Raw genomic sequence first — 23872 nt, 5'->3', positions numbered from 1 at the left:
GACGGCATCACGACACACGGAGACCCTGCATGTCCACTTCGCCGATTTCCGCGGCCCAGCCCAACGCGGCCGGGCAAAACAGCAGCGCACGGATCATCTTCGCGAGCTTCATCGGCACCGCGATCGAGTTCTACGATTTCTACGTCTACGCGACTGCCGCGGCGCTCGTTATCGGACCGGTGTTTTTCCCGCATGGCTCGGCGACCGCCCAGGCCTTGTCGGCTTTCGTCACGTTCGGCATCGCGTTCGTCGCGCGGCCGATCGGCTCGTTCCTATTCGGTCACTTCGGCGACCGGATCGGCCGCAAGTCGACGCTCGTCGCTTCGCTGCTGGTGATGGGTGTGTCCACCACGCTGATCGGTTTCGTGCCCGGCTACGACTCGATCGGCAGCCTCGCGCCGATCCTGCTGTGCATCTTGCGCTTCGGGCAAGGCATCGGCCTCGGCGGCGAATGGGGCGGCGCGGCGCTGCTCGCCACCGAGAATGCGCCGGCCGGCAAACGCGGCTGGTTCGGGATGTTCCCGCAGTTGGGGCCGTCGATCGGTTTCCTGGCGTCCAACGGTCTGTTCTTCGCTTTGGCGTTGTCCTTGAGCGACGAGCAATTCCGCAGCTGGGGCTGGCGCGTGCCGTTCCTCGTCAGCGCGGTGCTGGTCGCGCTGGGTTTGTATGTGCGCTTGAAGATCGCCGAGACGCCGGCTTTCCAGGCGGCCATCGAACGCAAGGAACGCGTGAAGATGCCGATCGCCACGCTGCTCTCGCAGCACGGGCTGCCGACCCTGCTCGGTGCGCTGGCAATGGTGGTCTGCTACACGCTGTTCTACAACGCCACGACGTTTTCGCTGTCGTATGGCGTGTCGGTGCTGCATATTCCCCGGCCGACGTTCCTCGGCATGCTGTGCATCGCGGTCGTGTTCATGGCGCTCGCCACGCCGCTGTCGGCCTGGGCGAGCGACCGTTATGGCCGCAAGCCGGTGCTGATCGCCGGCATCATCGCAGCGATCCTGTCGGGCTTCACGATGGCGCCGTTGCTCGGCAGCGGACAGACACCGCTGGTGCTGCTGTTCCTCGTGATCGAACTGTTCCTGATGGGTGTGACCTTCGCCCCGATGGGCGCGCTGCTGCCGGAACTGTTTCCGACCAACGTGCGCTATACGGGTGCAGGCGTGTCGTACAACCTCGGCGGAATTCTCGGTGCGTCGGTCGCGCCGTATATCGCACAGGTGCTGGCCGCGCACGGCGGGCTGTCGTGGGTGGGCGCTTATGTGTCGATTGCGGCGGCCGTCAGCATGATCGGTGTGCTGTGCATGCGCGAGACGCGCGATGCGCGCTTGATGTGAAGAGACTGAAAGCGCGCCGCAAGCCGTTATCGGTAGTAGTAGCCACCGTGATGGTAGTAACCGCCGCCGTAGTAATAGCCAGGCGCCGGTGCAACGATGCAGCCCCCGAGCGCCGTTGCCAGCAGCGTGCCTGCGATCAGGGTCAGGATTAAGCGTTTCATATTGTTCTCCTTCGTCAGATTCATTCGAGCCGAAACCCCGAATGACTCGATTGAACACGACCCTGCCTCGCGCGAGCGTTGCTATTTGTAAGGGAAGATCACTGAGGTGTTACACGTTTGAGACCCGAAACCGACCGCACCGAAGCATGGCGGCGGCAGACTCACATCAGACGAAAACAGCACCTATACTGCTTTGAGCATGTGCACTCCGTGCAAACCCTGCCCATGGCGGGTGTGCGGATCGAGGCGCTGACGGTGGGTATTGAGTACGCGCTTCCACGCGCGGTGACTGCGCCGGCGAACACGCATCAGAGCATGCGTCCAGCCAATTAGGCATTCAACGAAAAGCGACAGATTTAACAGGTGTGTAATGCGCGACGCTTATCCGAACGCAGAGAGCGGTCATGAGCAACCTACCGCAGGGCACCGGTGAGCGGCACACGAATCGGCCGGTACTCGCGCGGCATGCCTTGATGAATGCGCCATTGAACTCGACCGTCAGGTGGCGGTCTCTTTAGAACTGGGTCGATCACACGATGTGGCCGCTCAGCACTGAGTCACTGAATGACTCAGTGCATGAGTCAGTTTGTTCATTGCGGCGATTCCTCTCCGCCCGTAGTTCCCCGACGCGGGCGTTTTTTGGAGGCGTTCCGTGGCAGCGCTCGTTTGATTGGGCGACTGTACGTCGCGCCTCTTTTCTTTCAGGCAAACTCTCGCTCCAGCGCACCCCTTCGGCGAATGCTTCGTCCGCCGCGCGGTCCACTTCAACTCCGGGAAAGGCGCGTTTGAAGTCGGCGGCGCGCTTTATAATTCCCCCTTTGCGCCAGCACATCACTCATGTCCCGGGCCTTCCCTCCAAGCTCTTCCAACATCGTGCGTCGCGCCAAACGCCTGTGGCGGCAATATGGCGTCTTCTGGCTCGGCGCAATCGCGGTCGGCCTCGTGGCGGTGCTGTATGCAAGGCTGATCGACTGGGGCTACGGCGAATTCCGCACCATGCAGCAACAGCACGTGTGGGCGCCGTTGCTCGTCACGCCCGCGGTCGCGGCGCTGGCCGTCTGGCTCACGCGCAAATTCTTCCGCGGCGCGGAAGGCAGCGGCATTCCGCAAGTCATCGCCACCCTGCATGCCAAGCCCGGCGAATACGGCGCACGGCTGCTGTCGTTCCGGATTCTGTTCGGCAAGATCGCGGTGTCGTTTCTGGGGATTCTCGGCGGCTTCACGATCGGCCGCGAAGGACCGACCGTGCAGGTCGGCGCAGCAGTGATGTTCAATCTGCGGCGGCTGTATCCACGCTCGAACGCGCTGATCGAACGGCAGCTGGTGCTCGCGGGCGCGGCAGCGGGCTTGTCCGCGGCGTTCAATACGCCGCTGGCAGGGATCGTGTTCGCGATCGAGGAACTCACGCGCAGCTTCGAGGCCCGCGCGAGCGGCGTGCTGATTACGGCGATCATCATCGCCGGGGTGATCGCGCTCGGGCTGAACGGCAACTACACCTATTTCGGCACCATCCAGATCGGCGCGCATTTCCCCGATCTGCTGGCGGTGGCCGTCGTGCTCACCGCAATCGTCACCGGTATCGCGGGCGGCGTGTTCGGCTGGCTGCTGCTGAACACCGCGCGCTGGATTCCGGCGCCGCTGCGTCAGTTGCACGGCGAGCGGCCTGTCGCGTTCGCCGCGCTGTGCGGTTTCGTGATCGCGGTGGTCGGCCTCATCTCCGGCGGCACGACCTTCGGCAGCGGCTATGCGGAAGCGCGCGGACTGCTCGACGGACACGAGCACCTGTCCGTGTTGTATCCGTTTCTCAAGATGATCTCGATGGTCGGCTCGTATCTGCCAGGCATTCCGGGCGGCATCTTCGCCCCCTCGCTGTCGATCGGCGCGGGCTTCGGCAATCTGCTGCACATGGTGTTCGGCTCGATGCAATTGCCGATGCTGATCGCCCTCGCCATGGTGGGCTATCTGGCGGCGGTCACGCAGTCGCCGATTACGTCGTTCGTGATTGTGATGGAGATGATCGACGGCCATGCACTGGTGATTTCGCTGATGGCCACCGCGTTGATTGCAAGCCGTGTGGCGCGTTTCTTCGCGCCGCCGTTGTATGAGTCGCTGGCACAGCGCTATATGGCGCCGCTGCCGCAGCCGGAACCCGCGCCGGCGCCGGAAGTCCCCGAAGTCGAGGCGCCCGAACCAGCGGTGGCCGACGAGATCAACGGCGATGCTCGCGCTGAAGACGGCGCCCCGCGTCAGTAGACGACGACCGCCGGCGCGCGACGACACAAAGAAGACATCACAACAGAGACAGCGCTTACGCTCCACCTCGTCACGTCATATCGACGAAACGAAGCAGAGCGCGCAATCCGTTATGCGGAACCAGCCTGCGGTATTTCGATTTTGACCTCGAGCACTTCGAGGTCGTCCTGGCGTTCCAGGCTCACGCGAATATCGTCATTGGAGATTTTCACGTACTTTGAAATGACGGCCACCAGTTCGCGTTGCAACGCAGGCAGGTAATCGGCAGGCGCATGGCCGCCGGCGCGCTCGTGCGCGATGATCAACTGCAGGCGTTCCTTCGCTACCGACGCGGACTTCTTCTTCTCGCCCAGCAAAAACGAAAGAATCGACATTACGTGCGCTCCCCTTACTTGGTGCCGAAGAGGCGCTGCAGCAGCCCTGGCTTCTGGTAATCGGTAAAGCGAAGCGATTTCTGCTCGCCGAGGAAACGCGACACGACATCTTTATAGGCTTCGGCGACATCGGTACCGTCGAGGTGCACGGCCGGCAGACCCTGGTTCGACGCATGCAGCACCGCTTCCGATTCCGGAATCACGCCGATCAGATCGATGCGCAGAATTTCCTGGATGTCGGTCAGCGACAGCATTTCGCCTTCGCTGACGCGCTTCGGGTTGTAGCGGGTGATCAGCAGGTGTTCCTTAATCGGCTCCTTGCTTTCGATTGCGCGCTTGGTCTTCGACGACAGGATGCCGAGGATACGGTCCGAGTCGCGCACCGAGGAGACTTCCGGATTCGTCACGATCAGCGCTTCGTCGGCGAAGTGCATGGCGAGCAGCGCGCCCGATTCGATACCGGCCGGCGAATCGCAAACAATGAATTCGAAGTCCATCGCGATCAGGTCGTTGATGACCTTCTCGACGCCTTCCATGGTCAGCGCGTCTTTGTCACGCGTCTGCGATGCCGGGAGGATAAAGAGGTTCTCGCACTTCTTGTCCTTGATCAGCGCCTGGTTGAGGTTGGCTTCGCCCTGGATCACGTTGATCAGGTCGTACACCACACGGCGCTCGCAGCCCATGATGAGGTCGAGGTTACGCAGGCCGACGTCGAAGTCGATCACGGCGGTTTTGCTGCCACGCAATGCGAGGGCCGATGCAAAACTCGCGCTCGTGGTCGTCTTGCCCACGCCACCCTTGCCCGAAGTCACCACAATGATTTTTGCCATTACCCTTACCTTGTATCCGTCAAATTCGTCAATTATGTGCGGCCCAATTTGCCGTGGAACGCCGCATGCCGTGACCGTTCAGGGCAGCGCGCGCATCACGTCGATCAGGTGAGCCGCAGCGGTTCGATCATCAACTTTTCATCTTCGAGCCAGATCTGCACCGGCTTGCCGAGCACGTCGGCCGGCAGCGGGTTCTCGGTCGTACGATAGATGCCCGCGATCGAGATCAGTTCCGGTTCGAGACACGTGCAGAAAATGCGCGCGTCGTGATTGCCCTGCACGCCGGCCAACGCCCGGCCGCGCAGCGGCGCATAAATATGGATGTTGCCTTCCGCGATCACTTCCGCGCCGTAGCTCACCAGACCGAGCACGACCAGATCGCCCTTTGCGTAGATGCGCTGGCCCGAGCGCAACGGCTTGTCGACCACCATGGTTTGCGACGAAGTGGCGAGACGTACCGGCTCGGCGGCGGGCGCCGGCTCGACCGAGGCGGCCGTGGCCGGGGTGCCGTTTTCCGGAGGCCCGCCGGCTGCGGTTGTGAACAGATCGGCCGGGGGCGTGGCCGTCGCGGCGGTGGCCACCGGTGCCGTGCCGGCGGCATGGGCGCCCTCTTCGTCTGCGGACTTGGCGGCGCCGCCGCGGCGGTCGCGTGCTTCGAGCAGCGGCAGCGCGGATTCGGCCGCCCACGCCTGCTGCGCGTTGGCGACGATGCCGACCGGACGCATGCGCACACTGTCGAGCAGTTGCGCGATGTCCGCAAGCGGCACGCGTTCGTTGTCGGCGAGACGGCGCACGTCGATCGCGACAACGTCGTTAGCGAAAAATTCGGGGGTCGCCTCGAAGCGCCGGGTCAGTTCGGCACGCATCGCGTCGAGGTCGGTTGTCTTGACCACAAACAGGAGTGTGTCGACAGAGCCGCTGCGGAGTTCGAAAAAGGGCGATTTCTTGGGCGACATAGCGTTCGGCAAAAAATTTTGCGTATTTTACAGGCGTCCAGGCAGGGAGCGAGTTTTTTTGCCGGGAGAACGCGCCCCTGCGGCCCGAATACCCATGACGTGACCACGCCCCGGTCGTTCAGGCCGCGCTTAGGCCGCTGATTCGGCCATGAACTCGGCCATGAACGCTGTAGCGACGCGGATGGGATTTGAGCGGCAGACTGACGCGCCGCTCGCGGGATCACTGCTGAAACACCTGCGACGTGGTCGGCACGTGGCGCACCAGCAGGCTTTCGGCCTGCTCGGGCGCGCACGCGACGCGCCGATGCTCGCCGGTCGGACCGAAGCCAAGCGCCTCATAAAAGCGCATCGCATTGCGGTTGGCGTCGGCGACCCATGCGTAGATTTCCATGGCGCCTTCGCCGGCGAGCCAGGCGCTGGCGGTATCGACCAGCAGCTCGCCGCCTCGCAGATGACGCACGGCCGGCGCCACCCACAACTCGCGGACGAACGCGCGGCGCGCCGCGGTGTCGTCGAAATGTGCTTCGATCATTCCTGCCGGATGGCCCTCGGTATAGAGGATGAAACTGGTGACGATAAACGAAACAGCGTGTTCGGCTGCGGTAGCGCCGAACGTGGCGGCATCCGCCGACAACGCGTCCTCTAGCGTTTCGCAGAAGGCATAGGGTGCCTCCCGCAGCGACGCGGTGCGGAGTTCGCGCAAAACGGCGCCCTGATCAGCAGCGATACGGCGAACGGTCAATGACGGACTCATGCGGACGAAAACCCCTTGAAACACCAAGGCATAGCTTTAACCGAACCGGCGCGCGAGTCAAATCCTTATTTACTGGATCGGACCATAGCGCCGGTCCTTGGTGCAGGCGCCATAAGCCATCTGTGCCGCAATTTGAACGCCCGCCGCCTCGCTAGCCGGTTCGTCAGGCGCGCTGGCCACGGCGTTCAAGGCGCTTCGTAATCGCCGGTGCCGTCCGGCCACGGTGTCAGCAGCTCGTAGCCCTCTTCGGTCACGGCGATCATGTGCTCCCATTGCGCCGACAACGAACGGTCTTTGGTGACGACCGTCCAGCCGTCACGCTGCACCGCGGTGCCGGCGCGGCCCGCGTTGATCATCGGTTCGATCGTGAAGACCATGCCCGGCTTCAGACGCACGCCCTGCCCCGGCTGACCGTAGTGCAACACTTGCGGGTCTTCGTGGTAGACACGGCCGATGCCATGGCCGCAGTAGTCGCGCACGATCGAGAAGCCGTCGCGCTGCGCGATCTTCTGGATCGCGGAGCCGACGTCGCCCAGCGTAGCGCCCGGCTTGACCTCGCGGATGCCGGCAAGCATCGCCTCGTAAGTCGTGTCGATCAGCTGGCGCGCCACCGTGCTCGGCTGGCCGACGCAATACATGCGGCTGGTGTCGCCGAAATAGCCGTCTTTGATAATCGCGACGTCGATATTGATGATGTCGCCATCTTTCAGAATTTCGTTGCGGTTGGGAATGCCGTGGCACACCACCTGGTTGACGGACGTGCAGACGGTCTTGGGAAACCCCAAATAACCGACATTTGCCGGAATCGACTTTTGCGTTTTGACAATGTAGTCGTTGCACAGCGCGTCGAGCTCGTCGGTGGAGACACCGGCCTTGACGTGCTCGCCAATCATCGCCAGCACGTCGGCCGCGAGGCGGCCGGAGATGCGCAGTTTGGCGATGTCGTCGGGAGTCTTGTAGGTAATGGCCATGAATTCGGTCGAGGTGGGTCGATGATGACGATCGGCCAATTGTACAGAGGATCGCCGGACGGCCTCCGAGAGCCGGGCCGGGCCTGCTTGCCTGGGGCCGGCGTCGGCGAACCGCTCGCGCTTGATGCCCCGCGCGCAGATAATGTGCAATGCTAAGCGTTCGTCATAGTCGACGGGTATGCGTTCGCTCCACATCTGCGCGCGGTAGAGCTTGAGGCCGGCTTGAAGCCGGACACGCTGAAATCGCCCTCGCCGACGAGTCTCGCGGACAGCACGTCGTCGCGTCGTCGCGTCGTCGCGTCGGTCGGCGCAGGCGGCGCAGGCGGCCATCGCCCAAGGATTATTGTTCATGCCGGGCCACGAGAGCCCGGCAGAAAAACCAACCGCGTCAGCGCACCGGAATGATCAGGTGCTGGCCAATCAGGATGAGGTTGGGGTTTGGAAGGTTATTGCGCCTCTGCACGTCCACAAATCGCGCACCGCTTCCCAACTGACTCGCGGCAATGGCATTCAGCGTGTCGCCGGAGCGGACCACGTAAGTCTTCTCGCCGCCGGTCGCCGCGGTGGTGAGCACCTGGTCGCTGATGAAATATTTACGCAACAGGTCCAGATACGCCGGCGACTGCTTGACCTTCGCGATCGCGGAGTTCAGGTAGATCAGCAGCGCGCTGTCTTCCTTGCGTACGCCGATTTTGTACGCGAGGTTGGACCCGTCCAGTTTTGTGACCGCGAACGTCAGGTCGGTGCCTTTGATCTCCGACACGCCAAACGGATAGTCGTAGACGATGGCGTCGACCTGATGCTCGTCCAGGAAGTGCGACATCCAGGATCGCAGCCCCTCGATGCTCGCATCCGATAGCTCGACGATTTTGCTATTCGGGAATGCTTTCTGGACAAACGCTTTCACGTCCGGATCGCCCTGCAGCACGCCGACTGTTTTGCCCGCCAGATCGGCCGCGGAGCGGACCGGCGAACCCTTGGCCACGATCAACGAATAGCCGAAGTCCTCGACATAGGGGATCGAATAGACCACGCTTGTACTGCACGCGCTGTGCTATAGCATGAGCGTCAAATACCGATAAAAAAGACCTGATTTTTCAGGTCTTTTTCTTTTGCTTAAGCGATTTTATAGCGTCAAGGAATGCATTCGTCTGAAGCGACACGGGCGGCGCGAGATGAAATATCTCTGCGCACCTCCGTTGAAATAATGGCCAAGTCTTCCGCGGATGCCCGTTGGAGAAAGAAGGGGACATCGAAGCGCCCAGCCCCACCTTAACGTTCACATTCTTCGCCCCGCATCCGCGCTGGCTTTCGTCTGTCCGTCGTCTGTGCGGCCAACTATCGAACCTCGATATTTACCTGCCCAATGATGCCCGACTGGTCCCACTCCACGCTTTCCGTGTGAATAAATGCCACTTTCACACCCGGATTTTTCTTTTTGAAGCTATCCGACAAATATGCTTCGGTTTCATTGAATTCAACGATAAATTCGTCGTCGCCCCATCGCTTTAGACGGTAAAAAGTCAACCCTCCCGAGAACGACAACTTCACGTCATCACCCAACCCTTCCAGTTGCCGCTTCAAGTCCCCAACTGTCAACTCATCCATATTGCCTCCCAACTATTTGATAGCCTAAGCAAGAACTTCAAAATATGGGTTCTTTTCCACTATTGCCGCATGGGATTTCTTCCTAAGAAATTCAAGCAAGTCAGCCCTGTTCTGGAGCAACATTACAAATTCTCGCAGAGTGCACAAGAATATGGTGCGCAGATTCAACGCATTCTTGCATTCATTCAAGACCGCCTCGGTATAGCCATTTGTCGCAATGAAAATACCATGTGCGTTGTTCGGCCGCATGAAGAGTCGACTAAGGTGCGGAGCGAATTCGCCCATGCCAACCGGCGCATTAAGCCACTTCATTTCTACGAGGTGAATGGTGCCATCCAATTCTATGACGCCATCAATCTGCTCAAGGACAACACTGCTGTCCGGTGCTTTGCGACGGAAATCCTCTCGGACGAGAATACCATATGCCTTGAATAGGTCGTTAAGTACTGATTCAAGCAACTTACCGCGCTCCTGCGGTTTGTCGTCCATCCCAAACAATGCGGACAGCCGGTTGCTCACATCTTCAATTCTCGCGCGCTTCTCCACGACTGCCGCCCTCTCCGCCCGCTGACGTTCTAAGGTGCGCTCATGCTCGAAATCACGCTCCTGCTTCATCCGCGTGAATGAATCCCGAGCGTTGACTGCCTCTCGGACGCTAGCGACAAGCCCCTTGGCCTTCATGCGATCTTCTGGCCAACAGCCCTCGAAGTTTTCAAACTCAGTCACTCGCTTAATTATCTCGCGTCTTGGACGTAGTCCGCTGTCTCCGCGCGCATTGAGTTTTGTGAGTACATTGCGCACGATCTCGAACTTGTTTATCGACCCAGCATTCGTCTTTACGGCATATGCGACTTCTGACAAGTCTTCATCTGCGACCCCCGCGCCTTGCAAAAACAAAACGACGCCTTTCTTCCCGCGATTCAGACGAGCAATAGCCTCGACGAGAAGGTCGAATAGATCAGGAGGGTAATGGAACGCATCGGTCATTTTGTTCTCGCATCTGCTCTAGTGCCACACCAACAGCACCTATGACAGTTTTTCTAGCAACAACCTTGACGCAGGGCATGGGTAATAGCCTGAGTGTGCCGAACTCAGAATACAAAAAAAAAGCCCATGAAGTCATGGGCTTTTTTAAAAATTTTGGCGGAAAGGGTGAGATTCGAACTCACGGTACCCCTAAAGGTACACTGGATTTCGAGTCCAGCGCATTCGACCACTCTGCCACCTTTCCGGGTCTTCCAACTCACTGCAACGAGTGCTGCTTAGTTGCTAGTGAATCAGATCCAAGCGGGTCGTTGCTTGGGAGAGAAAGATTATAGAACAGCTAAATCCGATTTCCAAGCCCCTCGACCAAAAAATTTCGAAGAGACTTGGCAATCGCAGCGGCCTCAGCCGCTGCATCAGCCCAGCACCAATCAAGCCGCCGGCACTTCCAGCCGTTCCACCCCACCAAGGTACGGACGCAGCGCCACCGGCACCGTCACCGACCCATCCGCGTTCTGGAAATTCTCAAGCACAGCCACGAGCGTACGACCAACCGCCAGACCCGAACCGTTCAGCGTATGCACCAGTTCCGGCTTGCCTTGCGCGTTGCGAAAGCGCGCCTGCATCCGGCGAGCCTGGAACGACTCCGTATTCGAGCAGCTCGATATCTCGCGATACGTATTCTGCGCAGGCACCCACACTTCCAGGTCATACGTCTTGGCAGCCGAGAAACCCATGTCGCCCGTGCACAGCGTAATCACGCGGTACGGCAGCTCAAGCTTCTGCAGAATCGCCTCAGCGTGGCCGACCATCTGCTCCAGCGCATCGTACGAAGCTTCCGGCGCAACGACCTGCACCATTTCGACCTTGTCGAACTGATGCTGGCGGATCAGCCCGCGCGTGTCGCGGCCATACGAACCCGCTTCCGAGCGGAAGCATGGCGAATGCGCGGTCAATTTGATCGGCAGCGTATCCGCTTCGACGATGCTGTCGCGCACCGTGTTCGTCAGCGAAATTTCCGACGTCGAAATCAAATACTGCGTGACCGTGTTTTCGTCGCCGCCCTTCTCGACGCGGAACATGTCGTCGGCGAATTTCGGCAGTTGGCCCGTGCCGTACAGAATTTCCGGATTCACAATGTACGGCGTGTACACCTCGGTATAGCCGTGATGCAGCGTGTGCGTGTCGATCATGAACTGCGCCAGCGCGCGATGCAGCCGCGCAATCTGGCCGCGCAGCAACGTGAAACGCGCTCCCGACAGTTTCGCGCCGGTCTCGAAATCGAGGCCGAGCGGCGTGCCTACGTCGACGTGATCCTTCACCTCGAAATCGAACTGACGCGGCGTGCCCCAGCGGCGCACTTCGACATTCCCGGTTTCGTCCTGACCCATCGGCACGCTTTCGTGCGGCAGGTTCGGCACGCCGAGCAGCAGGTCGGACAGACGCTTCTGGATATCCTCGAGCTTGGCCGCCGACGCCTTCATCTCGTCGCCGATACCGCCCACTTCGGCCATCAGCGCCGAGGTGTCCTCGCCCCGCCCCTTCATCCCGCCGATCTGCTTCGACAGGGTGTTGCGGCGCGCCTGCATCTCTTCGGTACGGGTCTGGGTGTCGCGGCGTTCCGCTTCGAGCGCGGTAAAGGCCGCCACGTCGAGGGTATAGCCGCGGTCGGCGAGGCGCTTGGCGACGCCGTCGAGGTCTTTGCGCAGCAGCTGGATGTCGAGCATGGGATGGGGCGGGTGTTCGTTATATGAAGCTGGGATTTTAGCGCACCGGCGCGGGCGGCCGGTACGTTAGATGGTCAAGGCGTGCGGAATGGCGATTCGGCATCTGAAACAGCCGCAGAAGCAGCAGAAGCACCAGCGAAGACGCTTAACCCTTTTTAGGCTTGTTCTCGCTGCGCCACTGCGCGTCGAGTTCGGCGAGACGCGCCATCTTGTCGCCGATCTTGCCTTCAAGACCGCGCGGCGTCGGCTCGTACCAATGCGGGTCGCGCATGTTGTCCGGCAGATAGGTCTCGCCGGCCGCGTAGGCATCGGGTTCGTCGTGCGCATAGCGGTATTCGTGACCGTAACCGAGTTCCTTCATCAGTTTGGTCGGCGCGTTACGCAAATGTACTGGCACGCCGCGCGACTGGTCCTTGCTGACGAAACGGCGTGCCTCGTTGTACGCGTTGTACCCGGCGTTCGACTTCGGCGCGACCGCCAGATAGATGACCGCCTGCGCCAGCGCCAGTTCGCCCTCGGGCGTGCCGAGGCGCTCATAGGTTTCGGACGCGTCGAGCGCAATGCGCGCCGCGCGCGGGTCGGCGAGGCCGATGTCTTCCCACGCCATGCGCACGATGCGTCGCGCGAGATAACGCGGGTCCGCGCCGCCGTCGAGCATGCGGCAGAACCAGTACAGCGCGCCGTCCGGGTTGCTGCCGCGCACCGATTTATGCAGCGCGCTGATCTGGTCGTAGAATGCGTCGCCGCCTTTGTCGAAGCGGCGCAGATTCTCGGCGAGCGCGCTGCCGAGCAAGGCGCCGTCGATTTCAGTGCTCTTTTGCTGGGCCGCCGCTCGCGCGACGATTTCCAGGTTGTTCAGCAGCTTGCGGCCGTCGCCGTCTGCGGAACCAATCAGGGCGTCGCGGGCTTCGTCGGTGAACGTGAGGCCGCCGAGTTCTTTCTGCGCGCGGTCGAGCAGTTCGCGCTGCTCTTCGTCGGTGAGGCTTTTCAGCACGTAGACGGCGGCTCGCGAGAGCAACGCGCTGTTCACCTCGAACGACGGATTCTCGGTCGTGGCGCCGACGAACACGAACAGCCCCGACTCGACGTGCGGCAAGAACGCATCCTGTTGGCTCTTGTTGAAGCGATGCACTTCGTCGACGAAAACCAGCGTCTGATGCCCGTTCGCGCGATGAATCTGCGCGGTCTCGACGGCTTCGCGGATATCCTTCACGCCCGAGAGCACCGCGGACAACGCGATGAACTCGGCATGAAACGCGTCGGCCATGAGCCGCGCGAGCGTGGTTTTGCCAACGCCGGGCGGGCCCCAGAGAATCATCGAATGGGCTTCGCCGGATTCGAAGGCGACCCGCAACGGCTTGTTCGGGCCGAGCAGATGCTTCTGGCCGATTACTTCGTCGATATTGCGGGGCCGCAGGCGTTCGGCGAGCGGAACATTGGCACGGGTTTCTTCAAACATGACGTTTTGGGGATAATCTCGGCTTTTCCGGACGCAGTCCGTATGAAGGCGGCGTGCTGCCGGATGGACAAAGCCGGCACGCGGAGGTGCGGGCGACGACCTGCATTATGACAGCGACGGCGCTCGAGCGATGAGCGCGCCGGTCAGCCCGTAATCTCGCCGACAGCCTGACAGGCTAACATCGCGCGCGGCCTGGCCGGCAACACCGGCGTCGCACGCGAACATACAAGCAATACCAAGAGGAACACGATTAGATGGCACAAGACCCACTCGCCGGCGACGCCGGCTCCACCTACGCACCGCTCACGCCGGTGCCCGACGCGCGCCGCGCGTTCCGCACCGGCGACGCTTTCGCGCTCTGGTTCTCGCTCGGCATCGGCCTCCTGGTCGCGCAGGCGGGCGCACTGCTGGTGCCGGGGCTGTCGCTGCCGCATGCGTTGCTGGCGATTGTGATCGGCAGCGTGATCGGCGTGGTGCTGCTCGCGCTGGTCGGCATCATCGGCACGGACACCGGCCTTGCCGCGATGTCCTCTCTGCGCCCGACGCTCGGTGTGCGCGGCGCCTCGGTGCCGGCGGTGCTGAACGCGGTGCAACTGGTCGGCTGGGGCTCGTTCGAGGTGATCGTGATGCGCGATTCCGCCGATGCGCTCGCCAAGCAGGCCTTCGGTTTCTCGATGCCGCTGATCTGGACCGTGATTTTCGGTTTGCTCGCGACGCTGCTGGCCATCAGCGGCCCGCTGTCGTTCGTGCGCCGGTTTCTGCGCACGTGGGGCATCTGGCTGCTGCTGGCGGGCGCCGCGTGGCTTTCGTGGAATCTGCTGGCCAAGCATGACCTAGCCGCGCTGATGCGCCGTCCTGGCACCGGCGAGATGTCGTTCGGCGGCGCAATCGATCTGGTGGTCGCGATGCCGCTCTCGTGGCTGCCGCTGATCGCCGACTACACGCGTTTCGGCCGACGCCCCGGCGAAACCTTCCGCGGCACGCTGCTCGGCTATGGCATTGCGAACATCTGGTTTTACGCACTCGGCGCGATCTACGGTCTCGCGGCAGGCGGTGGCGATGCGCTGCTGACCGGCGCGCTGGCTCAAGCGGGCGGCGGCCTCGCCCTGCTGCTGATCCTGATCGACGAAGTGGACAACGCGTTCGCCGATATCCACTCGGCTGCGGTCTCGACCGGCACGTTCTGGACGCGCGGCAGTGTGCCGTTGTTGTCGGCGGCATTCGGCGCGTTGTGCACGGCGATCGCATTGCTTGTGCCGATGGCGAAGTATCAGAACTTCCTGCTGCTGATCGGCTCGGTGTTCGCGCCGCTGTTCGGCGTGGTGCTGGTAGATCACTTCATCGTGCGCAAGCGTCGCATTGAAGCCGCTGTGCTCGGCGATGTGCGCGGCCGTTACGGCTTCTCGGGCGGCTGGCATCTGAGCGCGTTCGCGTCGTGGGCAATCGGGATCGTGTCGTATCAGGCGATCAATCAATGGCTGCCGAATCTGGGCGCCACGTTGCCCGCGTTGGCGGTTGGCGCGGTGTGCTATCTGGCGCTGGTGTCGGTCCGGAAGACGGCTTATGCGTAAGCTGAGCAAGCATCATCGCAATACAGAAAACGCCTGCAAATGCAGGCGTTTTCTCTTGATGCGTCATCAACCTTAATCAGGTTACTGCGCAACCCTACGCGCAGTTCACCGCTTCGAGGCGCGATACTCGACGCCCGGCAACACGCACAGCAACTCGAACGCGAGATTCGCGCCGAGCAGCGCGGTCGTGCCGAACGGATCGTACGGCGGCGCCACTTCAACCAGATCGCAGCCGACGATGTTCAGCCCATGCGAGCCGCGAATGATTTCCAGCGCCTGTGGCACCGTCAAACCGGCGATTTCCGGCGTGCCTGTACCCGGCGCGAAGGCCGGATCGATACCGTCGATATCGAATGTGATGTACACCGGAGCGTCGCCCATGCGTTCCCGCACGCGTGCCATCAACGGCACCAGCGACTGATTCCAGCACGCCTCGGCCTGCACGACTTCAAAGCCCTGATCGCGGCACCAGTCGAAATCTTCCGCCGCGTAACCCGTGCCGCGCAAACCGATCTGCACGACACGATCGCAGTCGAGCAAGCCCTCTTCCACCGCGCGGCGAAACGGCGTGCCGTGTGCGATCTTCTCGCCCATCATCGTGTCGTTGACATCGGCGTGCGCATCCACGTGAATCAGGCCGACCTTGCCGTGCTTGCGATGAATCGCGCGCAGAATCGGCAGCGCGATCGTATGGTCGCCGCCGAGCGTGATCGGCTTGCAGTTGTGCTGGAGAATTTCGTCGTACGCGGTTTCGATGCGCTTGATCGAATCGTGCAGGTTGTACGGATTGATCGCGACGTCGCCGAGATCGGCCACGCGCAGCGAATCGAACGGCGCGGCGCGCGTCGCCATGTTGTACGGGCGCAGCAGCACCGATTCGCTGCGGATCTGGCGCGGCCCGAAGCGCGCGCCGGTGCGGTTCGAGGTGCCGAGATCGAACGGCACGCCGACGAAACAGGCATCGAACCCTTCGGCCGAGCCGACGTTCGGCAGCCGCATCATCGTCGCAATGCCGCCGCAGCGGGGCATGGCGTTGCCGGACAGCGGTTGCGGCCGTTCACCGGCTTCGGGGGAAATGAAGGAGGAAGTATTCATCGTGTCTCGGCAATGAAAAGGGGGCAGTAAGCAAATTAGTGCAACCGGCCGAGGAATCAATAAAAAAGCGCACCTTGCCGGGCGAATCTCGATTCTTGAGCAGTTTCCCGCAAGTTAAAATACGAACAGAATAAACTTCACATTGATTTGTAGCGATGTATCCTGACGCATGTTCTCTCAACTCACCGATCTCGACCTGCGGCTGATCCGCGTCTTCCTCGCTATTGTCGATGCCGGCGGCGTCTCGCCAGCCCAGGCCACGCTAAACGTCGGCCAGTCGACCATCAGCACGCAACTCGCCACACTGGAAACGCGCCTCGGCTACCGGCTGTGTGAACGCGGCCGCGGCGGCTTCAGCCTGAGCGCGCGCGGCGAGCAATTCATCGACGCGGCTCGTGCCCTGCTGTCCGCCGTCGATACCTTCGGCATGCAGGCGCGCAATGTCGGCCGCAAGCTGGTCGGCACGCTCGATATCGGCATGATCGGCCATACGCCGGTGTCGGCGAGCGCGCGTATCAGCAACGCGATCGGCCGGTTTCGGGCGCGCGATCAGTCGGTGCGATTTTCGATTCTGGTGCGCTCGCCGGGCGAACTCGAAGAACTGCTCCTGAACGGCCGGATTCAGATCGGCATCGGCTATTTCTGGCATCGCGTGCCGTCGCTCGAATATACCGAGGTGTTCGCCGAAGATCAGTTCGCGTATTGCGCAAAGGGGCATCCACTGTTCGCTTCAGCCGGAGAGGTGTCACCCGCCGAAGCCGCGGCTCACGAATGGGCGTGGCGCAGTTATCCGTTGCCCGAAGCCGAAAGTTCGACCACGCCGCAGAACGTCACCGCCGTCGCGGACAACATGGAGGCGGTCGCGATTCTGGTGCTGTCGGGGCATCATCTCGGCTATTTACCGGGGCATTTCGCGGCGCCGTTCGTCAAGCAGGGCTTGTTGGCCGCGTTGAATCCGGCACAGATGCGTTACCGCGTGGCGCTTCATATGGTCACGCGGGCGCGGCAGCATCGCACCGATATCGTCGAAGCGTTTATCGACGATATGAAGGCTGCGCATCCGGTGCAGGTGTTGGAAGTGGATGAGTAGCGGTTCGGCACACCCGGTGCGCGCTCTGAAAACGGATGGGTACCAGGCCTGCAGAGCCGGGTTAGGTCCTGAAAAGAACGCGCAGTGCGATCGGCAGCCCATCGGCCTCGGTCAGCAATTGAAAAACCGCGCTCGATGGCGCGGCCTTTCTGCAAATCAAACTGTTACTGCAACCCGATTATCCGTTGATCACATCCGCGCCCTTCGGCACCGTGAACTTGAACGCATCGGCCGGCAGCGGCGGGTTCTTCTGGATGTTCGAGAACGTCAGCAGCGTCACGTTGCCGAACACATCGTGCAGTTCCATCGCTTCAAGATTGCCGTCCTTGAAGCCGATGCCGACACGCTGAAACTGCGTGTCTTTCGCTTTGGGCGTCAACTCGAGCCAATCGATACCGGCCTTCACGCCCGCATCGCGCAGCGTGAAGTTCTTGTCCAGATCGTTGCTGCCGAACAGAATCGCCGCCGGGCTCGCACCAAGTGCACCGCCGAGGCTGCGCACCGTCACCTGGTTCAAATCCTTGTCGTACACGTAAAGTTTGTCGCCGTCGGCTTGCAGCAGTTGCGCATAGGGCTTCTCGTATTGCCAGATGAACTTGCCGGGACGCGCGAAGGTGAACGTGCCGCTCGACGTGCCAGTCTTGCCGGCCGCGGACAGCACGCCGCTCGCGCCGCTTGCACCTTGCGCCTTGCTCGGCGCGCGCACTTCCTGCTGCACAAAGGTACCGCGCGCGGAATGCACTTGCGCGACGAACGCCTTCAGTTGCTCGGTGCCGCTCGCGAATGCCTGCGACGCGACGAGCATCGACGCGCCGATCGCCACACTGCCGACGCCACGTACGATCGTGCGAGCGAGTTGGCCAAAACGGCTGGGGTGAGCACTCTGTCGAGCGTGCTGCTGCGCGAATAGCTGCATGGTGTTTTCTCCCTTGATTGAATTCGTTGAGCGGTCGTGGCGGCCTGCGAACGAGGCAGCGGCCGGGTGCCCGTGGCGGCTAGCTTGCACCGCGCAGCCGAGGGACGAACCCTCAGCCTCGAAGCGCAGCTTAAGCAAGAAGCCTTAAGCGGGACTTATGCGCTGGGCTTATGCACAGCGCATTGCGACCGGTTCGGCGGAATAGCGGCATGGATCGCCTATTCCGTTTCCCGCGCCGGCGCAAGAATTTCGCGATTGCCGTTCGACGACATCGCCGACACCACACCCGAGTTCTCCATCTGCTCGAGCAGGCGCGCCGCACGGTTATAGCCGATGCGCAAATGCCGCTGCACCAGCGAGATCGACGCGCGGCGGTTCTTCAGCACCACATCGACGGCCTGGTCGTATAACGGGTCCGACTCGCCGTCGCCCGAACCGCTTCCCCCTGCGCCCGCGGAGCCTTCGTCGCCCTCGCCCGTCACGCCGCCTTCGAGAATGCCCTCGATATAGTTCGGCTCGCCCTGCTCCTTGAGCTTGTCGACGACGCGATGCACTTCCTCGTCCGACACGAACGCGCCGTGCACACGCACCGGCAAGCCGCTACCCGGCGGCAGGTACAGCATGTCGCCCATGCCGAGCAGCGATTCCGCGCCCTGCTGGTCGAGAATCGTGCGAGAGTCGATCTTCGACGACACCTGGAATGCCATTCGCGTCGGCACGTTGGCCTTGATCAGACCGGTAATCACGTCGACCGACGGACGCTGCGTCGCCAGAATCAGATGGATGCCCGCCGCGCGCGCTTTCTGCGCAATCCGCGCGATCAGCTCTTCGACCTTCTTGCCGACCACCATCATCAGGTCCGCCAACTCGTCGATCACGACGACGATGTTCGGCAGACGCGTGAGCGGTTCCGGATCGTCCGGCGTCAGGCTGAACGGATTCGGCAGCTTCTCTTCGCGTTTTGCGGCTTCGTCGATCTTGTTGTTGTAACCGGCAAGGTTACGCACGCCAAGCTTGCTCATCAGCTTGTAGCGGCGCTCCATTTCGGCGACCGCCCAGTTCAGCGCGTGACCCGCCTGGCGCATGTCCGTCACCACCGGACACAGCAAATGCGGAATACCTTCGTAGACGCTCATTTCGAGCATCTTCGGATCGATCAGGATCATGCGGACCTGGTCGGCGCTCGCCTTGTAGAGCAGCGACAGGATCATCGCGTTGATACCCACCGACTTGCCTGAGCCGGTTGTACCAGCCACCAGCAAGTGCGGCATTTTCGCGAGGTCGGCGCACACCGGCTTGCCGCCGATGTCCTTGCCGAGGCCCATGGTGAGCGGCGAAGCCGCGTCCGCATAAACCGCCGAGCCGAGAATCTCCGAGAGACTCACGGTCTGACGGCGCTGGTTGGGCAACTCCAGCGCCATGAAATTCTTGCCCGGAATCGTTTCGACCACGCGGATCGACACCAGCGACAGCGAACGCGCCAGATCCTTCGCCAGACCGACGATCTGGCTGCCCTTCACGCCGGTGGCCGGCTCGATTTCGTAGCGCGTGACGACCGGACCCGGATACGCGGCGACCACGCTCACTTCGACACCGAAGTCCTTGAGCTTTTTCTCGATCAGACGCGAGGTGAATTCGAGCGTATCGGCGGAAATGGTCTCCTGCGCGGCCGGCGCCGCGTCGAGCAGCGAGATCGGCGGCAAGGTGGAATCGCCCGGCAGGTCCGTGAACAGCGGCACTTGGCGCTCTTTCTCGACGCGCTCCGATTTGGCGGGCGTGACGACCGGCGGGACGATCATCACCGGCTCGTGCTCCTCGATCCGCACACGGCCCTTTTCGACCTTGCCTTCGCGCTTCACGGCGGCGGCTTCGCCCAATTTACGGTCGCGGCCGGCCTCGCGGCGCAGCTTGGCGAAGGTGACCGCGGAAATAATCGATTCGCCGACCTTTTCCGACACCGACAGCCACGAAAAACGGAAATACAGCGACAAACCAATACCGAGCACGATAAGTAGGGCCAGCGTGCCGCCCGTGAAGCCGAGCGCATGCGATATGCCGCGCGCGACCGCTTCGCCGATCACACCGCCCGGCGCACGCGGCAATTGCACTTTCAGCGACCACATGCGCAGCGCTTCGATGCCGTCGCAAGCGAGCAACACCAGCATGAAGGCGAACGCGTCCGCGAGCCAGCCAGCATCGCGCGGTACGTCTTCCTGCAGTTCCTCGTGACGGGTGATACGGCGGTAATTGGCGGAGATATGGCGACCGAGCAGCACGATCCACCAGTAGGCGGACAGCCCGAACAGCAGCAGCAGGATGTCGGACGTCCACGCACCGACGCGGCCCGCCCAGTTGGCGATGTGGTCGACCTGCGCGGCATGCGTCCAGCTCGGATCGTGCCGGCTGTAGCTGACGAGCGCCATGAGCAGGAATACGCCGAGCGCGACCTGCAAGATCCAGCGGATTTCGGTGAAAAGGCGCGACATGCGGTGCGGCAATGCCTGCACGCTCGCGGAATAGGGAGCTTTTGCCATTGATCCTGTTGCTTGTGTGGCCGATTTGGCGCCAAAGTCGCGGCCCGAAGCGGCGCGTAAGGCGGCTCCAGACCCGGTCCCGGCTACCGGGTCCAGCGATGCGGCCTATTGTAAACGCAGTGCCTCGCGCGAGGCTGTAAATGACGGTAACTTAGCCGATTGGCCTCACGAAAGGCCGCCGGGACCCGTGGCAATGCTATCGCCGCGATCAGAAAGCTTCATGAAGCAGGCCGGCGTGCCGCCCTTTATAATGCCGCTCTGATACCCATCTACAGTTTCAGCTCAAGTCGCGCGGCCTCGCATGGGCGAGCCGGGCGCCGTAAAAGGATTCGATCATGCCCGCAACTTCCACGAAACACGCCAAAGTTCTGATTCTCGGTTCCGGTCCCGCCGGCTACACGGCAGCGGTCTACGCGGCACGCGCCAACCTGTCTCCGGTGCTCGTCACGGGTCTCGCCCAGGGCGGCCAGCTGATGACCACGACCGACGTCGAAAACTGGCCTGCCGACGCCCACGGCGTGCAAGGCCCGGAACTGATGACGCGTTTTCTGGAGCACGCCGAGCGCTTCAACACGGAAATCATTTTCGACCATATCCATACGGCCAAGCTGGATGAGAAGCCGATTCGCCTGATCGGCGATTCGGGCGAATATACCTGCGACTCGCTGATCATCTCGACCGGCGCATCGGCACAGTATCTCGGCCTGCCGTCCGAAGAATTGTTCATGGGCAAGGGCGTGTCGGCTTGCGCCACCTGCGACGGTTTCTTCTACAAGCAACAACATGTGGCCGTGATCGGCGGCGGCAATACCGCGGTCGAAGAAGCTCTTTATCTTTCCGGCATCGCCAAGAAGGTGACGGTGATCCATCGCCGCGACAAGTTCCGTGCCGAACCGATCCTGATCGACCGTCTGCTGGCGAAGGAAAAGGAAGGCGTGGTCGAGATCAAGTGGAACAGCACGCTCGACGAAGTGACCGGCGACCAGTCCGGCGTGACCGGCCTGCGTATCAAGAACACGAAAAACGGCGACACCACGGATATCGCGCTGCAAGGCATCTTCGTCGCGATCGGCCACAAGCCGAACACGGACATTTTCGCAGGTCAGCTGGAGATGAAGAACGGCTACATCATCACCAAGGGCGGCCTGAACGGTTTCGCAACGGCCACCAGCGTGCCGGGCGTGTTCGCGGCGGGCGACGTGCAGGATCATGTCTATCGTCAGGCGATCACCAGTGCAGGCACGGGCTGTATGGCCGCGCTCGACGCGCAGCGTTATCTGGAAACCATCGAAGAGATTGGCGAGCACGTCATGAGCGCCGAAGCCGACCGTTGATCATCGCGTGAATCTGCGAGGGTAAGCGCGACGGTAAAATGGCGGCTGGGCAAGGCTCGGCCGCTAGCTTTGGAGAAAGCCGCGGCTGCAAAGCCAGCGGCTTTTTTTGCGTCGTGCTTGCGTCGCGCGATCGTTCCACTTTTCTGTGTATTACCGATATGCCGAAGAATCAGCCCCACCCTAGCGAACCGAAGCGCGCCCGTGCCATTGCCAGGCCCGCGCCCGAGGTGGCTGCACCCATCGCCAAACCGAAGATCGAACCGGCCGCCGGTCTAGCCGGCCTCGGCGCGTTGCGCGATGCGTTAAAGGGCGACACGCAACGGCGTGAACGCGAGCGCGCGGCCGCAGCGGCGGCGCAGCGCGAAGCCTCGGCGGACGCCGATCTGTTTCGTCGCGAGATCGGCGCGGTTGCGCCGCTGGCGGTCCCGCCGCGCGCCAGCTTGCCGCGCAATCCCCCGTCGCCGCTGCCGGTGCAAACCAGACTCGACGAAGAAGCGGTGCTGCACGAAGCGATCTCCGACGAGTTCGATCCCGAGATCCTGCTCGAAACCGACGAAACGCTGTCCTATTGCCGGCCCGGTGTCAGTCAGGAGGTCGTGCGAAAACTGCGGCGTGGCGATTGGATCGTGCAGGCGCAAATCGATCTGCACGGCATGCGTCGCGAGGAAGCACGCGAGGCGTTGGCCGAGTTCATTCGCGAATCGGTGAAACGTGGCCTGCGGTGTTTGCGTGTGATTCACGGCAAAGGCCTCGGGTCGATCGGTAAAGAACCGGTATTGAAGGGCAAAGTGCGCGCGTGGCTCGTGCAGAAGTCCGAGGTGATTGCGTTCTGTCAGGCACGTCCGCATGACGGCGGCGCGGGTGCGGTGGTCGTGCTGTTGCAGCCGGGCGCATTGCCGGCTTCCCCCAGGTCCTGACGGAGTCCCGGTGATCCATCCGAGGCTGACGTTGGCGCTGACCATCATGGAGGCGCTGGCGCTTTTCGCGTACGCGATTTCCGGGTTTATCGAAGCCCGAACCCGACGGCTCGATGCGGTGGGGACCTTCCTCGTGGCAATCGCGACGGCCTTCGGCGGCGGTACGTTGCGCGACGTGCTGCTCGAACGGCGGCCCTTCTACTGGGTCGAACATCAGGCGTATCTGATCGCGATCTTCGTGATGTCCCTGTTTGCGCCGACACTATTGAAGATGACGTCGCGCCTGCTCTCCGAGCGGGTCTTGCTGGCGGCCGATGCCGTGGGACTCGGCTTGTTCAGCATTGCCGGCACGTCGATCGCGCACGACGCGCAGATGCCGTGGTTCACGTCGGTGATGATGGGGGTGTTGACAGGCGTATTCGGCGGCGTGATCCGCGACGTGCTGTGCAACGAGGTGCCGCTGATTTTGCGCGATTCGCGGCCGTATGCGACATGCGCTTTCGTGGGGTGTTGGCTGTACGTGCTGCTGGACTATATGAACGTCGATACGGTGTACGGCGTGTTGATCGCCACCGCCTTCATCCTGCTCGCAAGACTGGTGACGTTCCGGTTCAACGTCCGCCTGCCTCACTAAGCCTGCCTCACCAAACTTGCCTCATCAAGAGCGCGCTGCAATTGGTCAGCTTACAAATTTTTCAAATATTACGCGACCTTTCTTGAAAATTTGGGACGTTTGGTCGTACCACATCACGGTGCATCGGCTCTTTGTCGCGTCAGATCTTCGCCAAAAGCGGGTGAACATCCGTCTTCCGCTAGCATTTTCGCGGCTGTCGCGCTGCTGTCGATTTGCTCCGCTGTGGTTCGTCGTGAGGTAAACGGCTCCTTTGGCCGTCATCGCGCCCCAGCGCTCCTTGCAACCGCCACAGGTGACCACGATGACCCTGAAGCTCTATGCCCACCCTCGCGTGGCCGCCCTTATTGCGACAACACTATTTCCAAGC

At 61.9% G+C, this 23872-nt stretch carries 22 protein-coding genes and 1 tRNA gene; 8 read left to right on the top strand and 15 right to left on the bottom strand.

The features are described from left to right. Positions 1-29 precede the first annotated feature (29 nt). Complete coding sequence (locus P3T22_RS11810) at positions 30-1337, top strand: MFS transporter (RefSeq protein WP_063495095.1); 1308 nt, start codon at positions 30-32, stop codon at positions 1335-1337. A 26-nt stretch (positions 1338-1363) separates the two neighbouring features. Here the strand turns inward: P3T22_RS11810 and P3T22_RS11805 are convergent, their stop codons facing one another. Then, positions 1364-1498, bottom strand: coding sequence for a hypothetical protein (locus P3T22_RS11805; protein ID WP_256390474.1), 135 nt, complete (start codon positions 1496-1498; stop codon positions 1364-1366). A gap of 210 nt (positions 1499-1708) precedes the next feature. Here P3T22_RS11805 and P3T22_RS11800 point away from each other — a divergent pair, with 210 nt between their 5' ends. After that, a complete protein-coding gene (locus P3T22_RS11800; RefSeq protein ID WP_256390473.1) occupies positions 1709-1831 on the top strand; it encodes a hypothetical protein in 123 nt (40 codons plus the stop codon). A gap of 504 nt (positions 1832-2335) precedes the next feature. Further along, on the top strand, positions 2336-3751 hold the full coding sequence (locus P3T22_RS11795) for a chloride channel protein (RefSeq protein ID WP_063495094.1): 1416 nt from the start codon (positions 2336-2338) through the stop codon (positions 3749-3751). A 110-nt stretch (positions 3752-3861) separates the two neighbouring features. Here P3T22_RS11795 and minE read toward each other — a convergent pair whose 3' ends face one another. The 11 genes from minE to P3T22_RS11740 all read right to left on the bottom strand — a co-directional run bounded on the left by minE (position 3862) and on the right by P3T22_RS11740 (position 13414). Next, positions 3862-4125, bottom strand: a complete 264-nt coding sequence (gene minE, locus P3T22_RS11790) for a cell division topological specificity factor MinE (RefSeq protein ID WP_028196771.1) — start codon at positions 4123-4125, stop codon at positions 3862-3864. A gap of 14 nt (positions 4126-4139) precedes the next feature. Further along, the gene (gene minD / locus P3T22_RS11785) at positions 4140-4955 is read right to left on the bottom strand and encodes a septum site-determining protein MinD (RefSeq protein WP_063495093.1); all 816 of its coding nucleotides are present in this window, start codon (positions 4953-4955) and stop codon (positions 4140-4142) included. Positions 4956-5059: 104 nt separating this feature from the next. After that, on the bottom strand, positions 5060-5911 hold the full coding sequence (gene minC, locus P3T22_RS11780; RefSeq protein ID WP_429325047.1) for a septum site-determining protein MinC: 852 nt from the start codon (positions 5909-5911) through the stop codon (positions 5060-5062). 220 nt (positions 5912-6131) lie between these two features. Further along, positions 6132-6665, bottom strand: coding sequence for a GNAT family N-acetyltransferase (locus P3T22_RS11775; protein ID WP_429325046.1), 534 nt, complete (start codon positions 6663-6665; stop codon positions 6132-6134). A gap of 185 nt (positions 6666-6850) precedes the next feature. Beyond that, entirely contained in the window at positions 6851-7636 is a 786-nt protein-coding gene (gene map / locus P3T22_RS11770; RefSeq protein WP_429325106.1) for a type I methionyl aminopeptidase, read from the bottom strand. Between the two features lie 388 nt (positions 7637-8024). Next, complete coding sequence (locus P3T22_RS11765) at positions 8025-8669, bottom strand: transporter substrate-binding and LysM peptidoglycan-binding domain-containing protein (RefSeq protein ID WP_429325045.1); 645 nt, start codon at positions 8667-8669, stop codon at positions 8025-8027. Positions 8670-8974: 305 nt separating this feature from the next. After that, positions 8975-9244: a hypothetical protein gene (locus tag P3T22_RS11760; protein WP_429325044.1), complete on the bottom strand. Its 270-nt coding sequence runs from the start codon at positions 9242-9244 to the stop codon at positions 8975-8977. 24 nt (positions 9245-9268) lie between these two features. Continuing rightward, positions 9269-10231 carry a restriction endonuclease gene (locus P3T22_RS11755; RefSeq protein WP_429325043.1) on the bottom strand — a complete coding sequence of 321 codons (963 nt, stop codon included), beginning with the start codon at positions 10229-10231 and terminating at the stop codon, positions 9269-9271. A 154-nt stretch (positions 10232-10385) separates the two neighbouring features. Then, a tRNA-Ser gene (locus P3T22_RS11750) sits at positions 10386-10475 on the bottom strand. A gap of 184 nt (positions 10476-10659) precedes the next feature. After that, positions 10660-11955, bottom strand: coding sequence for a serine--tRNA ligase (serS, locus tag P3T22_RS11745; RefSeq protein ID WP_429325042.1), 1296 nt, complete (start codon positions 11953-11955; stop codon positions 10660-10662). Between the two features lie 145 nt (positions 11956-12100). Then, entirely contained in the window at positions 12101-13414 is a 1314-nt protein-coding gene (locus P3T22_RS11740; RefSeq protein WP_063495087.1) for a replication-associated recombination protein A, read from the bottom strand. A gap of 254 nt (positions 13415-13668) precedes the next feature. On the opposite strand from P3T22_RS11740, the gene cytX reads away from it, so the two are divergent. Next, a complete protein-coding gene (gene cytX, locus P3T22_RS11735) occupies positions 13669-14985 on the top strand; it encodes a putative hydroxymethylpyrimidine transporter CytX (RefSeq protein ID WP_063495086.1) in 1317 nt (438 codons plus the stop codon). 105 nt (positions 14986-15090) lie between these two features. On the opposite strand, the gene speB is transcribed toward cytX, so the two are convergent. Further along, a complete protein-coding gene (speB, locus tag P3T22_RS11730) occupies positions 15091-16080 on the bottom strand; it encodes an agmatinase (RefSeq protein WP_429325041.1) in 990 nt (329 codons plus the stop codon). Positions 16081-16249: 169 nt separating this feature from the next. On the opposite strand from speB, the gene P3T22_RS11725 reads away from it, so the two are divergent. Then, positions 16250-17170, top strand: coding sequence for a LysR family transcriptional regulator (locus tag P3T22_RS11725; RefSeq protein WP_429325040.1), 921 nt, complete (start codon positions 16250-16252; stop codon positions 17168-17170). A gap of 178 nt (positions 17171-17348) precedes the next feature. Here the strand turns inward: P3T22_RS11725 and lolA are convergent, their stop codons facing one another. Together lolA and P3T22_RS11715 are read right to left on the bottom strand one after the other, a co-directional pair. Beyond that, positions 17349-18086, bottom strand: a complete 738-nt coding sequence (gene lolA, locus P3T22_RS11720; protein ID WP_429325039.1) for an outer membrane lipoprotein chaperone LolA — start codon at positions 18084-18086, stop codon at positions 17349-17351. Positions 18087-18304: 218 nt separating this feature from the next. Further along, positions 18305-20620, bottom strand: coding sequence for a DNA translocase FtsK (locus P3T22_RS11715; RefSeq protein ID WP_429325038.1), 2316 nt, complete (start codon positions 20618-20620; stop codon positions 18305-18307). Positions 20621-20955: 335 nt separating this feature from the next. Here P3T22_RS11715 and trxB point away from each other — a divergent pair, with 335 nt between their 5' ends. The 3 genes from trxB (at position 20956) to P3T22_RS11700 (ending at position 23505) form a co-directional block, all read left to right on the top strand. Further along, positions 20956-21954 (top strand): thioredoxin-disulfide reductase, encoded by a 999-nt coding sequence (gene trxB, locus P3T22_RS11710; protein ID WP_063495081.1) that lies wholly within the window; start codon positions 20956-20958, stop codon positions 21952-21954. A gap of 158 nt (positions 21955-22112) precedes the next feature. Then, on the top strand, positions 22113-22871 hold the full coding sequence (locus P3T22_RS11705) for a Smr/MutS family protein (RefSeq protein ID WP_063497828.1): 759 nt from the start codon (positions 22113-22115) through the stop codon (positions 22869-22871). 13 nt (positions 22872-22884) lie between these two features. Beyond that, positions 22885-23505: a trimeric intracellular cation channel family protein gene (locus tag P3T22_RS11700; protein ID WP_063497827.1), complete on the top strand. Its 621-nt coding sequence runs from the start codon at positions 22885-22887 to the stop codon at positions 23503-23505. The last annotated feature ends 367 nt before the right edge of the window (positions 23506-23872 follow it).

Origin of the sequence: Paraburkholderia sp. GAS348 (assembly GCF_050434205.1) — a bacterium.
GTDB lineage: Bacteria > Pseudomonadota > Gammaproteobacteria > Burkholderiales > Burkholderiaceae > Paraburkholderia.
Note: the sequence above shows the minus strand (reverse complement) of the source record. Positions and strands in the feature narration are given on the sequence as shown.

Bases quoted from the DNA above. Each gene is read 5' to 3' on its own strand.
- P3T22_RS11810 (WP_063495095.1), top strand. From the start codon at position 30: ATGTCCACTTCGCCGATTTCCGCGGCCCAGCCCAACGCGGCCGGGCAA.
- P3T22_RS11805 (WP_256390474.1), bottom strand. From the start codon at position 1,498: ATGAAACGCTTAATCCTGACCCTGATCGCAGGCACGCTGCTGGCAACG.
- P3T22_RS11795 (WP_063495094.1), top strand. From the start codon at position 2,336: ATGTCCCGGGCCTTCCCTCCAAGCTCTTCCAACATCGTGCGTCGCGCC.
- minE (WP_028196771.1), bottom strand. From the start codon at position 4,125: ATGTCGATTCTTTCGTTTTTGCTGGGCGAGAAGAAGAAGTCCGCGTCG.
- minD (WP_063495093.1), bottom strand. From the start codon at position 4,955: ATGGCAAAAATCATTGTGGTGACTTCGGGCAAGGGTGGCGTGGGCAAG.
- minC (WP_429325047.1), bottom strand. From the start codon at position 5,911: ATGTCGCCCAAGAAATCGCCCTTTTTCGAACTCCGCAGCGGCTCTGTC.
- P3T22_RS11775 (WP_429325046.1), bottom strand. From the start codon at position 6,665: ATGAGTCCGTCATTGACCGTTCGCCGTATCGCTGCTGATCAGGGCGCC.
- map (WP_429325106.1), bottom strand. From the start codon at position 7,636: ATGGCCATTACCTACAAGACTCCCGACGACATCGCCAAACTGCGCATC.
- P3T22_RS11760 (WP_429325044.1), bottom strand. From the start codon at position 9,244: ATGGATGAGTTGACAGTTGGGGACTTGAAGCGGCAACTGGAAGGGTTG.
- P3T22_RS11755 (WP_429325043.1), bottom strand. From the start codon at position 10,231: ATGACCGATGCGTTCCATTACCCTCCTGATCTATTCGACCTTCTCGTC.
- serS (WP_429325042.1), bottom strand. From the start codon at position 11,955: ATGCTCGACATCCAGCTGCTGCGCAAAGACCTCGACGGCGTCGCCAAG.
- P3T22_RS11740 (WP_063495087.1), bottom strand. From the start codon at position 13,414: ATGTTTGAAGAAACCCGTGCCAATGTTCCGCTCGCCGAACGCCTGCGG.
- cytX (WP_063495086.1), top strand. From the start codon at position 13,669: ATGGCACAAGACCCACTCGCCGGCGACGCCGGCTCCACCTACGCACCG.
- speB (WP_429325041.1), bottom strand. From the start codon at position 16,080: ATGAATACTTCCTCCTTCATTTCCCCCGAAGCCGGTGAACGGCCGCAA.
- P3T22_RS11725 (WP_429325040.1), top strand. From the start codon at position 16,250: ATGTTCTCTCAACTCACCGATCTCGACCTGCGGCTGATCCGCGTCTTC.
- lolA (WP_429325039.1), bottom strand. From the start codon at position 18,086: ATGCAGCTATTCGCGCAGCAGCACGCTCGACAGAGTGCTCACCCCAGC.
- P3T22_RS11715 (WP_429325038.1), bottom strand. From the start codon at position 20,620: ATGGCAAAAGCTCCCTATTCCGCGAGCGTGCAGGCATTGCCGCACCGC.
- trxB (WP_063495081.1), top strand. From the start codon at position 20,956: ATGCCCGCAACTTCCACGAAACACGCCAAAGTTCTGATTCTCGGTTCC.
- P3T22_RS11705 (WP_063497828.1), top strand. From the start codon at position 22,113: ATGCCGAAGAATCAGCCCCACCCTAGCGAACCGAAGCGCGCCCGTGCC.